Source organism: Edaphobacter dinghuensis (assembly GCF_014640335.1).
In the GTDB taxonomy this organism is placed as follows: domain Bacteria; phylum Acidobacteriota; class Terriglobia; order Terriglobales; family Acidobacteriaceae; genus Edaphobacter; species Edaphobacter dinghuensis.
The window spans coordinates 497,120-510,156 of record NZ_BMGT01000001.1 but is presented as its reverse complement, the minus strand read 5'-3'; the positions used below and the strand labels follow the sequence as shown (position 1 = coordinate 510,156).

Here is a 13,037-nt window from a genome sequence, read left to right as displayed (position 1 = left end):
CACAGCGATAGTGGAGAGAATGGAGCATCTGCGCTAATCTCTCTTCATGCAGAACCCTTCTTCTTTGCAGGCGGCGAATGAACAACCCTCCGAGGTGTGCCCGCTCGAAACCGAGCATCACAGCCGGTTCTGTCCTAACTGCAGCTCACGCCTCGAAGACAGCCGCTGCAAGCTCGTCTGCCGGACCTGCGGCTTCTTTCTGAGCTGCGCCGACTTCTACTAGCTCCTTGGAATTCGAGGCCCAATCGGGAAGAAAAAGCCTGTTTTGAAGAAGTTTTTACCCGGTCGAGATGGCCATGCGTGCCATGCCGAGTGCAGGGACGCAGCAGCTCAAACTAATCCGTGTTTTGCCCCCCAGCATGGGATATCTCGGCGTCGCGTTTGCACATCCTACGCAGCCAGCAGTTGCTTTAAAAGGAGAACACCCCCCATGAATCGTAAACAAGCACTCGCAACCCAACTGGCTCTGCTCGCCATGCTTTCACCGGGAGCCATCCTGGCGCAGGAACCGGCAACGGCTCCTCCCGCCGCGCAGGAGCCAGCACAGCCTACGGCTCCAACACCGCCAACAGCACCAGCGACCCCAGCTGAACCAGCTACACCAACTGAACCGGCTACCGCACCGACACCACCGGCCATGCCGCCTGAGACCGCACCTGAGACTCCGGCTACAACCGCACCTGAGACGCCAAAGACAACAGACCCGGCAAGCTCAACCACACCAAGCGACAGCACGACCACCACAACCACGAAGAAGACCCACAAGCACCACAAGAGCTCCACACAGCCGAGCCAGACGACGCCTGATCAAACGGCCCCCCAGCAATAATGCAGCCTTGTAGGTCGATCTGCCAAAGTTCTTAAAGAGAAGACGCTGTGCGCGTGAATGTCCGCGCACAGCGTCTTTGTTTCTGGCAGCTTTCTTCGGCGATCATTTCCATTACTTCGCTGAGAGGCTGGCCTTTCGTGCGGCTTCGAACTCGTCGCCAGCATTCCAGTGAATCGTCGAAGGAGCAGATACGGCCTCCCAGCCCAGCTCCATACCGAATCGCGCGAGCTTCGCGTTGCCGCGGAAGTCCATACTCGGCGAGTAGTTGTCGCTGAAGTTGTGATAGCGATTCTCGTTATAGTCCTTCTCCTGGGCCTCTCCCCAAGCGCGGTCGTGGCCTTCGTACAGGCTTCCCGTATCGACTGAGAATGCCGGAATGCCAACGCGCGAAAGACTGAAGTGGTCGGAGCGATAATAGCTGCCGGCTTCGGGCCGCGGATCAGGAACAATCGTCAGACCAAAGCGTTTCGCCGTCGCTTGTACTACAGGATAGAAGCTCGTCCGCTGCGCTCCGTTTACGTCGATCTCTTGCGGAATGCCGACCGGAAGAATCATGTCGTAGTTCAAGTCCAGTGCAATCTGTCCTGAGGGAATCGGTGGGTGCTGCCCCAGATATTCGCTGCCGAGCAGGCCCTGTTCTTCCGCCGTCACCGCCGCAAAGATGACATCGTGCGGCGGATGCATCGGCATCGAAGACCACGCACGCGCCATCTCCAACAGAATGCCGCAGCCGGTGCCGTTATCTGCTGCGCCGTTGTAGATATTGTCGCCCTTCATTCCCGGCACAAAGCCCAAATGATCGTAATGAGCGGTGTACAGCACCGCCTGATCTGGCTTCGTCTTCGTCCCCGGCAGAATACCGACAACATTCGGTGACTGGAAGCGCCGCACCGTGCTCTCGATATGCGCCTTGAGTCGTATCGGCAACTCCACCGCTTTGAAGCCGCGCTTACCTGCTGCCGTCATTTCCGTGTCCAGATTCAGACCGCTGGCGGCGAAGAGCTTTCGTGCCACATCAAGCTGAATCCAACTCGCTGCTTCAAGCTGCGGCATCTTGTCGTCGCGCAGATATGTCTTCTCGCTGGCGTTCGAGTTGCGCACGACATCCCAGCCGTAACTGGCAAGATCGGTGCGATGAATAATCAGTGCGCCCACAGCGCCCATTCGCGCTGCCTGCTCGAACTTGTATGTCCAGCGGCCATAATAGGTAAGTGCCCTTCCGCCGAAGAACTTCGGATCATTCGAGGGAGGATCGCCCACGATGCAAAGGATCACCTTTCCTTTTACATCGATGCCTGCATAGTCATTCCAGTTAAACTCCGGTGCGGTCACGCCATAGCCGACAAAGACAATCGGAGCATCGACGTCAACGCTTGGCGTCAGCTTTCCATTTTGCACGGTGTAATCATCGGCAAATTTCAGGTCAATCGCACTGCCCTTCTGCGGAACCAGTGCAAACTTCGTCTGCTCGGGAATCACCTTCATGCCGACGAAGTTAATCCACTGCAGATAGGTGCCGTTATCGCCGCCCGGCTTCAGCCCATCGAGGGCGAACTCGGTCGCAATATACTTTGCTGCGAGATCGCCGCCGCGAAGCCCGGGGTAGCGTCCCTCCAGCAGATCGTCGGACAAAAACTTTACATGCGCGCGAATCTTCTCTGCATCGATGGATGCCTCGGCCTTTTTTACGGCTGGTGGAACAGCCTGCGCGAAAGCTCCCGCCGATAGAACGAGCAAAAATAAACCGACCGCCAAACTTCTATCGATCTTCCCAGCCTTCATCATGGCCTCCTTAAAATCTTGCCTGCGAGCTCTCCGCAATCGACTCGTCCGGCATCTGCAGCGGCTGCACCGCCATCACATCCAGCCGTTGTAGCACCTTACGTGCTAGACCGGTCAGCGGCACAGAATTTAATTTACTTGTCCTGGTCCAATGCAGGTCGGCTTTTGCCGCTGGAACCGCCTTGCGCAGACCACGGTCCTGCGGACCGCGCGCGGCAAACACCTGGACATAGTAGTTCGTATTCGTAATCGAGTGACGCAGGCGCAATATAGGCTCGCGTCCTTCCAGCGCGTCCTGCGGCAGCGGAGGCAGTTCGTACATTCCTGCCATCAGGCTCGCCTTTGCGTCACGCTGTTCCAGAAGAACCTCAGTTGCCGTGCCGCTCTTTCGCAGGCTCAACAGATAAGCCGCCGGTTGGCTGCGCTGCACGACACGCGGCTGGGTCAGATGTTCGCCGCGAGTCTTGCACATCGAATAGACGGGGCAGTGCAGGCAAAGCGGCGACCGTGGCAGGCATATCGTCGCGCCAAGCTCCATCATGGCTTGGTTGTGATCTCCCGCTGCATTGTGCTGCGGAGCGACACGACGCCGGGGCACCAGCATCGCGGCCTGCTCGCGCACAAACGCTCGCGCCGTGGCGGAGTTTTCCTCGGGCAATCCGGTCAGACGCAACAGTACGCGCTCTACATTACCGTCGACGACGGCGATGCTCTCGCCAAACGCGATGCTCGCAATCGCCGCGGCGGTATATTCGCCGATGCCGGGCAGCGTGCGCAGCGCGGTCGAAGTATCAGGCAATACACCGCCCAGCTCCGAGGTCACAAACTTTGCCGCCCGATGCAGCATACGTGCACGGCGATAGTAGCCCAACCCCGACCACGCAGCCAGCACCTCCGGCTCCGGCGCCAGCGCCAGCGCCAGCATGGAGGGAAACCGCTGCAGAAATCTCTCGTAGTGTTCGATTACCGCAGCGACTCGTGTCTGTTGCAGCATCACCTCCGACACCCAAGTGCGATACGGATCGTTGACGCCGCGCCAGGGCAGCTCACGAGCGTGGCTGCGATACCACGTCATCAACTTGCGCCGAAAGAGGGAAGCATCCAGCTCCGGCTCTTCGATGATCTTCGGTGCCGGCACGGGATCGTTCGCGTGCTCGGCCTTTCCATGTTCACGCATGGCTGTCAGTCTATCGTCTGTGGTGACCAATCGACACACTTAGGCTCTACACTTAAGTCATGATGCAGCCGACCAAGCGCTCACTCCCTCGCAGAGACTTTCTTAAACTGACCGCGCTTACCACCGGGGCAAGCCTTGTTCCGTCTCTCGCTCTTGCCGAAGCTGCCAAACCTGCAGCTTCTCCCGCGCCTCCAGCCTTCCCCAGTAACGATCCACGTTGGCAACGCACCTGGGACGCCGCAATCGCCGCGCTTACCGGCAATATTCACACCATGCCTCGCTATCCGCACCCCGTGCTCGTTGAAGGCAGCGTCTATCCCGGCATCTGGCAGGAGTGCGCTCCGCAGGAGGGTCTTGTCTACGGCACGCTGAGTCAATACATCACTCCGGCCTCCAAAGACGAAGAGCCGCTGAAGGTGGCCCGCAACAACCATATGGCCTTCTTCGCGCTGCAGCGTCCCGACGGCCAACTGCCTGCCTCGGTCAAGTTGGCCGATCCCATTCAGAACCCAGGTGGCTACGGTCAGCTTCAGATGGTCGTCCCTATCGCCGCGACTGCGTGGGAACTGTCGCAACTCACCGGCGACGACGAGCTGCTAGTCGCCGCCTACATGGCGTGCAGCCGCTGGGATGCATGGCTGCGTCAGTATCGCGACACCCGCAAGACCGGCCTGGTCGAAGGCTTCTGCACCTACGACACCGGCCATGACAACAGCCCGCGTTGGAAGGGCATTCCCAATCGTTGTCCCGATGCTGATGCGCGCAAGTGCCCCGATCTGCCGACGATGCCGCGGCTATGCCCAGACCTTTCGGCTACCGTTTACGGTGGGCGCGTTGCACTCGCGCAGATGGCCAAAGCCCTTGCCAAACACAATGAAGCCGACCGTTGGGAGCAAGACGCGGAGACGATCCGCCGCCTCATCATCGACAAGCTCTACGATCCCAAGGATGCAGCCTTCTATGACCTCGACGCGCAGAATAACTTTGTCCGCGTACGCGGCGACGTCATCACCCGCGTGCTCGGCGAGCATGTGCTCAAGCCCTCCGATCCCAAAGACGCCGCTATCTTCGAAGCCGTCTGGACGCGCCAGATCCACAACCCCAAGGCCTTCTGGGCGCCGTATCCGCTGCCGTCCATCGCGATGGACGATCCCAGCTTCGTCCGTCCTATTCCGCGCAACAGTTGGGGAGGAGCAACGCAGGCGCTCACCGCTCTGCGTGCGCCGCGCTGGATGACTTACTACGGCAAGCAGGCCGAGCTGAATCACCTGATGATGCAGTGGTGCGAGGCCATCAGCTGCCACACAGAGTTTCGTCAGCAGATGGACCCGCTCACCGGAGACTTCACTCAAGCCGATCCCAGCGGCTACTCGCCCGCAGCGCTCGCCTACCTCGACTTCATCCATCGGCTCAGCAAATCTGCCGTATGACGAAATAAAAGTGGTAGAACTATAGGCCATGGCAACGACGAGCCACATGTTGACCCCGCGCGAGGCCGCACGGCTGCTGGGCATCAGCTATCCGACGATCAAGCAATGGATCCTCGGTGGCAAGCTGAAGACCGTCCAGACTCCGGGCGGCCATCATCGTATCGCCGAGGCCACGCTACGACCCTTCCTTGCTAAAGACAGCGCAAAGCCGGAGCTGAAGTCGCGCGAGCGCTACCGGCGCGTCAGTGGAAGAAACCAGCTTCCGGGCAAGGTCGTCAGTATCCGCATCGAGGGCCTGCTTGCCGAGGTCGTCCTTGCCGTGGGCGACTCGCACGTAACGGCCATCATTACGGCAAACGCCGTGCGGGAGCTTCAATTGAAAAAGGGCGACACCGCAGCGGCTCTCATCAAGTCCACCGACGTAATGATCGAGCGGCTCGACGAACTTCCATAGAATCTGAGCTCTTGCCACCAAAGCACGTCATCTCGACCGGAGCCGCGCAGTTTTACCGCGCGGCGTAGTGGAGAGATCCCTGTATTTTTCTGTCGTTTCCTCGCAGCTGTGCAAGTTCCTCAAGCCCACAACGCAGGCACGCAGACGAATCGTTTGACGATACGTTTTTATTTGAATAAATTCATTACAGCGCCATGATGCGTTTATGGCTGAACGCCCGTTCCTTCGGCCGCCCTGCTCCTATAACTCCCTGATCTCTATTCGCTTCCATACAACCTTCCTTCAGGAGTGGCTTTCATGAAGCTTCATCGTGCTTTTTCTTTTTTTGCCATCTTGGTTCTATTCAGCGCATCGGCGTTCGCTCAGATTGCCGCCGATCTTCGCGGCCGTGTACTCGACTCTTCGGGCGCGGCCGTGGCCCATGCACAGGTCGAGTTAACCGAGTCCTCGACCAATCTGCACCAGACCGCCGTTAGCTCCAACGAAGGCGATTACGTCTTTACCCACCTCAACCCCGGCTCCTATCGCCTCGAGGTCACTGCCCCCGGCTTCAAGCATCTCAGCCGAACTGGCGTCACCATGATCGTGGGCCAGACTGTAAGCGTCGATCTCGCCTTGACTCCTGGCGGCGATCAGCAGACCGTGACCGTCAATAGCGACGCTCCCGTGCTGCAGGCCGAGACAAGCAATATTCAGACCAATATCGCGGGCAAGACCGTCGTTGCCATGCCTCTGAACACACGTAACTTTGTCCAACTTTCGACGCTCGCCCCCGGCGTCGAGCTGCCGCCGGGCACGCTGCTGCCGCGCATCAACGGCGGACGCCCCCGTACCAATGAGTATCTCTTCGACGGCATCTCCGCGTTGCAGCCCGAGCCCGGCCAGGTCGCCTTCTTTCCTATCCTCGACGATATTCAGGAATTCACGGTCGAGACCGACAATGTCCCGGCAGAGTTCGGCCGCTTCAATGGCGGCGTCGTCAACGTAGCCACGCGAGCCGGCTCCAATGCCTTTCACGGCAGCCTCTTCGAGTTCTTCCGCAACGAGAACCTGAACGCGCGCAACTATTTTGCATCAACGTCGGCACGCAAGCCGGAGTACCGGCGCAACCTCTTCGGCGCGACCCTCGGCGGCCCGATACTGCATGACCGCCTCTTCTTCTTCACCGACTATCAGGGTGTCAAGCAGCTTATCGGCGTCACGCGCATCTCCACGATCCCAACCCTCGCCGAGCGGCAAGGCATCTTCACCGGCGTCTCGAAGATCTATGATCCATCCTCGACGACCGTGGTAGGTGGAAAGTATGTTCGGCAGGAGTTTCCCAACGACGTCATCAATACTCCGCTCGATCCGGCAGCGAAGGCCCTACTCGCTCGTTTTCCCACGCCTACCAATCTCACCGCAGCAGCGAATAACTACACCCGCACCGCAAACGATGCCGACCATCAGAACCAGTTCGATATCCGCATCGACGGCGCCCTCGGCACCAAGGATCGCGCCTTTGGCCGCTACTCTTACTACAACGAAGTCGAGCAGCCGGTAACGCCTTTGCCTGACGGCAGCGGCCTCATCAGCGGATCGGTGCTCGGCACCGGCGGAGTTCCGGGACTCTCCAATGTGTTGGGCCAGCAGGCCGTCTTCAACGAGACCCATACTTTTTCTCCGCGCCTGCTAAACGACTTCAGGCTGGGATATACGCGCCGCGGCAACACCATTGTCGGAACAAGTCTCGAAAATACGGCATCCGCTGCGCTCGGCATCCCCGGCATTCCCACCAACGCAGCCTTCAACAACGCTCTGCCGCTGTTCACCTTTACCGGCTTTCAGCAGCTTGGTCCATCGGCCAGCACCTTCGCTCAATACCAAACAGCGGTGTGGCAGCCGCTGGAGACAGTCGTCTTTACTAAGGGCCGCCATGCGTTCAAAGCTGGCTTCGACTTCCGCTGGTATCAACTCAACGCCATCTCCCCACCCAACCCCACCGGCTCGTTTGCCTTCACCACAACAGGTACCAATCAACAGGGGCTGACCAATAGCGGCAACGCTGTCGCCAGCTTTCTTCTCGGTCAGGTCGATACCTTCCAGATCGATCTGCAGCAGAACAAGATTCGCCCCCGCGATCATATCGAGGAGTACTTCGTTCAGGACGACTGGAAGGCATCTGACCGTCTGACCCTCAACATCGGCGCGCGCTGGACGCTTCACTTCCCGTCAACCGAGAAGACCAATCAGGGTGCCGTCTTCAATCTGCAAACCCAGCAACTCGATTACCTCGGCCAGAATGGAAACTCGCGCAGCGCCCGTGAGCTTCACTACACCAACGTCGCTCCGCGCATCGGCTTCACCTATCTGGCAACGCCCAAGACCGTAGTTCGCTCCGGGTTCGGCATCGTCTTCATCGATCAGTCCGGAATCACCACGCCCTTCACCACTCCGCAGTTTCCCTTTATCCAGAACGTGCAGCAGAAGACGCAGGACAGCGTGAATGCCGCCTTCGCGCTCTCCAACGGGCCTTCCGTCGAGCCCATTCCATTCACGCCTGATGCAGGGCTGGGTCAGAGTGTTTATACCGTCAACAAAACCGCGGGCTCAGGCTATGTGCAGCAATGGAACCTCGCTGTGCAGCGCGAGATTACTAGCAACCTCTCGGCCGAGATCGCCTACGTCGGCTCGCACATCGTCCACGTCGGCATTCCCGACTCGAACCTCAACCAGCTCACAGCATCGCAGCTCTCGCAGGGATCGTCGCTGCTGACTCAGGTTGCCAATCCTTACTACGGACAGTTGCCGTCATCCAGTTCGATCGGTGGCAAGACCGTAAGCGAGGCCCAGCTCCTCAAGCCGTATCCACGCTTCCTGAACATTGCAACCTATCGCAACAACAGCGGCACAACCAACTACAACGCCATCGAAGGCAAGGTCGAGCAGCGCTTCTCGCACGGCGTCTCTCTGCTGTTCGCCTATACGCACTCCAAGTTGATTGACGATGCTTCGTCCGTCTTCTCTTCCACTGTGCTCTCTTCACCCAACAGCAGCAGCCTCGTCGCTGCCGATACCTTCCGGCCATATCTCGAACGCGACTCGTCCAACGGTGACATGCCCAACGTCACCTCGTTCAGCGGCATCTACGATCTTCCGGTTGGTCGTGGTCACAGTTTCGCTTCCTCAGGAGTGGGCAACGCGCTGCTCGGTGGCTGGACACTCAACACCATCTTGTCGCTGCAATCAGGAATGCCCGTGACCGTGACTCAGGCGACCAACAACAACGCCTTTGCAGGCTTCGCGCTGCAACGGCCCAACCTCGTCGGCAAACCGAATCTACCAGCCGCCCAGCGGACTCCGGCGAAGTTCTTCAACACCAAAGCCTTTGCCACTGTACCTCAGTTCGTCATCGGCGACGCATCACGCAATCCTGTACGCGGGCCAGCCTACCGTGATCTCGATATCGCGCTCATCAAGCACACCACACTGCCCGGCGAGACTGATATGGAGTTCCGTGGCGAGATCTTCAACATCACCAACACGCCGGAGTTTTCACAGCCGAACGGAAGCTTCGGTTCAGCCGCCTTCGGCAGCATCACCAGCACAACTACCGATCCGCGCGTCGTGCAATTCGCGATTCGCCTCAGCCGGTAGCGCGGCGCAGTTCTAAGCCGTATCTCCATCGTTGGTCTTGGGGACCACCGGCTCCGGCTTCACCGGATACGGTGGTCCCTTTGCCAGCACGGTCTGCAGATCGGCGTCATAGCCATAGATGTCGTCGAAGAAGTGCACCTCGCCGTCGTCTTCCACCTCAGCCGTCACATAAAAGATCACAATCGGAATCGGCGTCTTCAACAATACTGTCCGATTATTCTGCGTCTGGTCATTAAACGCGGCTTGAACCTTGTCCATGTCCCACGGCTGCTTGTCCTTGTCCGGCTGGCCGTTCAGCACCCACACCGCCAGATCAGCCGGCTTCTGCACGCGAATGCAGCCATGGCTGAAGTCGCGCCGCGAGCGGTCGAACAAGTACGGCGCAGGCGTCGAGTGCAGATAGATATCGTACTGATTGGGGAACATGAACTTCACAAGCCCAAGCGAGTTCTTCGGCCCCGGCTTCTCCCGCACCAGCACGCCACCCTGGCCTACCTGTTTGGCCGTATAGTGCGTCAGCACCTGGTGCTTGCCGTTGGTCACCTCGAAGTTATGCTTCTCCAGATAGCCGGGGTCCACCGCTACATGCGGAGCCAGCTCCTTCTTCGCGATATCAACCGGAACATTCCAGTAAGGCCGAAACACCAGATACCGCATCATGTGCGCAAACACTGGCGTCTGGTGCTCGCCGACCACCTTGCCCACCACCACCTTCATCTTGAAGTCGAGCTGATGATCGGGCGTATATCCGCGCAGCACAAACTCCGGCAGATTCACGATCAACGGAGCATTCACATACTGGTCCGGCAGCCACCGCCAGCGCTCCAGCGCATCCTGCAACTGCGTCACACGCTGGCTCAGCGGAACGTTCAACGACGTAATCGTCTGTGGTCCGAGCTTGCCGTTCTCTTCAATTCCATGCCGATGCTGATAGTGCTTCACCGCCTCTGAAAGCTTTTTGGTAAAGACATGCGGTACCGGCCTGTTGTCCTGGTCATCGGAACTCTTATCGGAATCTCCGTCGCTGTCAGAATCGTCAGCGGTAACGACATCGCACTCCAGTTGCAGTCGCTTCAGCAACTCCGGAGCTGCCGAGTAGTGCTCCCCAACGGTCACTGCCTTCTCGACCATCGGCAGCGGCTGCGCATCATCGTCCTGTTGCTGCTTTGCCAGATCGAGATAATGTGCCAGCGCAGCCTCTGTCTGCCGATACTGCTCCGAATCCGGCTCGACTCCGGCAATCAGCTTCGGCACATCGGTCGCATCCACAACATGGTCGGAGACAAACTCCGCCAGGTTGTACTTCTTCGACTGCACATTGATGTCAAAGTTGAAGTGCGATGGATTCACCCGCCCGATCCGCAGGTCGGAGATGTAGCGCATCACGTTCACTGTCATCGCAACATCAAACTCCGAGATCGCATCCGCCGACTTCCCCGAAAGCTTCTGCACCCGTCCTGCCCATAGCGAAGCGTCGTAGTCCTCCGGATTCAGCCCCTTCGTCGCGGCATCCTTGAACTGCTCGATAAAGGCCAGCGCAGTCGCCGTCGGCCTGCCGTCGCGCGTCCACGCCAGTTCATAGTTGCGATCGTCATAGAACGTAGTGATCGCTGTCTGATAGTCGGAGAAGTTCGGCCAGCGCAGGCTGGGCAGCTTCTTCGTCGCCACCAGCGCCTGCAGATTGCCCGCATAGTCCGTCGTATTTTCAGCCGAGGTCGACTTGCGATGCCGGCGGCATCCACTCGCTAATAGCAAAGCCCCAAGAACACACGCAGTACCCACCCGGCGAAACGAAACTCTCATCATTGCTGCGGAACCACCCCTCCAGGCAGCCAATTTGGGTGCCGACTTATTATGCAGGACTTTTCTCGAAACTTAGATGCAAAGTCCGTAATAATGTCAGGCCACCTGTTCTCTCCCCGTTACTGAGCGATTCCAGGCAGCGCCGTCAGGCAGATTACGGCCTGCGTTAGCAGCACCATCCCTGTCAGCCCAAGAAAAATCTTCCGCTGCCGCATCTCAAAGACATCCGAGAAGACGCCGCCCAGAAAGGTGAACAGGAATGGCAGCGCCCACAGCCATGGAGTCGTCACCACCTGCGTCGTCACCAAGAGAAACAGCAATGCTGCCATCACCAGCGGAACCGTGTTGCCAAAGTAGCGGCAGCGCCGAATCCCGGCATACAGCACCAAAGCTACGCCCGTCGCGACTACGATGGGCCCGTTGGCTATGCTGCCAAAGAACCGGCGCACTCCGTCGAGCGAGAACCAGAACCGTCCCGCGCCCCCGGTAAACACATAGCTGAACGGCGCCGGGCGAAACGCATAAAACCCAAACAGGATCACCAGCGCGCCTACCGCAGCAAAGATCAATATCTGCATCACGTAGCTGCGCCGCCGCTCGGCCAGATACAGCATCAGCACCAGCGAAGCCACAAAGCCGAACATCGCCGCCAGCAGATGCGCCGCTGCTACAAGACCCATCGCCGCGGTCAACAACGCAATCCTCGGTTTCCACTTCCGTTGCGGCCCCTGCATGGCATGAGCAACACCCATCGCCGTATACACCAGTCCGTACAGCCCCCACATGGCCAACACGTCGTTATTCGGAGTCACCGAAAACCGCACCACCTCCGGGCAACAGCAGTACATTCCCAGCGCAAAAAAGGCACCTTCGTTGCCAAACAACCGCCGCGTCACCCACCACAGTCCAGCGCCCAGCCACATCGCAAAGAAGATGAACGGCAGATGCAGCAGATACTTCACGCTGCCGATCTCGTGCCGCGCCTCCCACGTCGAGCCGTTCAGCGAGCCGCCCGCATACAGCCGATTCTCCGGGCTGCGCAGCTTGTCCACGCCCAGCAACACCAGCCGCTGCGTCGTCAGCGGAAGTCCCGCCACCCGGTAAGCAAACGTGCCATCTCCACCCAGGTTCCCGCACGTTGTGAAGTATCCAGCCAGCGGCGAAGGCCGCTCCCACATCTCGCGTCCGCATCGGGCATAGCGATAGTCGTGCTCCGACAGCTCCTGATGGTGCACCACCCAAAGGCACTGCGCCAGAAAAAACAGCAGCAACAGCGCAGCGAGCCGCTGTGGCCGGCCAATCTGAATCTTCAAAAGCCTCATCTGCCGCGCACCAACCAGATTCCTCCGAGCGCGATCCCTAGTTTGAGATCGCTGTCTTCAGCCTTGCATTAAACCGCTTTCTTTATCGTATCGTGAGAGTATGCAGTCGCTTTCCTTTACCCCCGGTCTGGCCTTTCTCTCCGTCAACTCGCCCATCGTTCCCTGGACGGTCGTATTCGAGGACGAGGGCATCGCCGGCTACTTCTACGCCTGCGACCGCTCGCAGGAAAAACACGAGCACAGCATCCTCGATGCCATGCTCATCTACAACGTCGCCGCCTTAGCCAAGAGCGATGCGCAGCTCCAGCGGCCCGAGCCCGAGCGTATCGCCACCGTCGATTGGTCACGCGACGGCCTCCAGGCGGTCCTCTACCTCGACGGAACCGCCCAGGCGCTCTATGACTTTCAGGCTCGCTGCGGCTACTGCCGCATGGATTTTCCCAACTTCATGGCAGAGCAGGGCGACACTTGGCGCAAGTCCACCCACGCCTGGTCCGAAGAGGCGCTGCAACGCTTCGAGTCCGCGCTCTACGTCTAAGAATCTGCTTGGGCGCTTGAAAAACGCACGTTATCTCGACCAAAACAAACAGGCGCAGCAATAACG

General features: G+C 59.0%; 10 protein-coding genes. 6 read left to right on the top strand and 4 right to left on the bottom strand.

The genetic code is table 11. The annotated features are described in order from the left end of the window. The first annotated feature begins 46 nt into the window (after positions 1 to 46). Both IEW09_RS01980 and IEW09_RS01975 read left to right on the top strand, forming a co-directional pair. Positions 47 to 223 (top strand): hypothetical protein, encoded by a 177-nt coding sequence (locus tag IEW09_RS01980; protein WP_188552473.1) that lies wholly within the window; start codon positions 47 to 49, stop codon positions 221 to 223. Positions 224 to 430: 207 nt separating this feature from the next. Next, positions 431 to 829, top strand: a complete 399-nt coding sequence (locus IEW09_RS01975) for a hypothetical protein (protein ID WP_188552472.1) — start codon at positions 431 to 433, stop codon at positions 827 to 829. A gap of 111 nt (positions 830 to 940) precedes the next feature. On the opposite strand, the gene IEW09_RS01970 is transcribed toward IEW09_RS01975, so the two are convergent. Together IEW09_RS01970 and IEW09_RS01965 are read right to left on the bottom strand one after the other, a co-directional pair. Beyond that, positions 941 to 2,614 carry a M28 family peptidase gene (locus IEW09_RS01970; protein WP_229739020.1) on the bottom strand — a complete coding sequence of 558 codons (1,674 nt, stop codon included), beginning with the start codon at positions 2,612 to 2,614 and terminating at the stop codon, positions 941 to 943. Between the two features lie 7 nt (positions 2,615 to 2,621). Continuing rightward, positions 2,622 to 3,788, bottom strand: coding sequence for an A/G-specific adenine glycosylase (locus IEW09_RS01965; protein WP_188552471.1), 1,167 nt, complete (start codon positions 3,786 to 3,788; stop codon positions 2,622 to 2,624). Between the two features lie 59 nt (positions 3,789 to 3,847). On the opposite strand from IEW09_RS01965, the gene IEW09_RS01960 reads away from it, so the two are divergent. The 3 genes from IEW09_RS01960 to IEW09_RS01950 all read left to right on the top strand — a co-directional run bounded on the left by IEW09_RS01960 (position 3,848) and on the right by IEW09_RS01950 (position 9,308). Next, positions 3,848 to 5,218, top strand: a complete 1,371-nt coding sequence (locus IEW09_RS01960; RefSeq protein ID WP_229739019.1) for an MGH1-like glycoside hydrolase domain-containing protein — start codon at positions 3,848 to 3,850, stop codon at positions 5,216 to 5,218. 28 nt (positions 5,219 to 5,246) lie between these two features. Next, on the top strand, positions 5,247 to 5,672 hold the full coding sequence (locus tag IEW09_RS01955; RefSeq protein WP_229739018.1) for a helix-turn-helix transcriptional regulator: 426 nt from the start codon (positions 5,247 to 5,249) through the stop codon (positions 5,670 to 5,672). Positions 5,673 to 5,969: 297 nt separating this feature from the next. Then, positions 5,970 to 9,308: a TonB-dependent receptor gene (locus tag IEW09_RS01950; RefSeq protein ID WP_188552470.1), complete on the top strand. Its 3,339-nt coding sequence runs from the start codon at positions 5,970 to 5,972 to the stop codon at positions 9,306 to 9,308. A gap of 12 nt (positions 9,309 to 9,320) precedes the next feature. Here IEW09_RS01950 and IEW09_RS01945 read toward each other — a convergent pair whose 3' ends face one another. After that, complete coding sequence (locus tag IEW09_RS01945; RefSeq protein ID WP_188552469.1) at positions 9,321 to 11,114, bottom strand: L,D-transpeptidase family protein; 1,794 nt, start codon at positions 11,112 to 11,114, stop codon at positions 9,321 to 9,323. Between the two features lie 116 nt (positions 11,115 to 11,230). Beyond that, the gene (locus IEW09_RS01940) at positions 11,231 to 12,433 is read right to left on the bottom strand and encodes a hypothetical protein (RefSeq protein ID WP_188552468.1); all 1,203 of its coding nucleotides are present in this window, start codon (positions 12,431 to 12,433) and stop codon (positions 11,231 to 11,233) included. Positions 12,434 to 12,533: 100 nt separating this feature from the next. Between IEW09_RS01940 and IEW09_RS01935 the strand changes: the two genes are divergently transcribed. Beyond that, entirely contained in the window at positions 12,534 to 12,971 is a 438-nt protein-coding gene (locus tag IEW09_RS01935) for a DUF2251 domain-containing protein (protein ID WP_188552467.1), read from the top strand. The last annotated feature ends 66 nt before the right edge of the window (positions 12,972 to 13,037 follow it).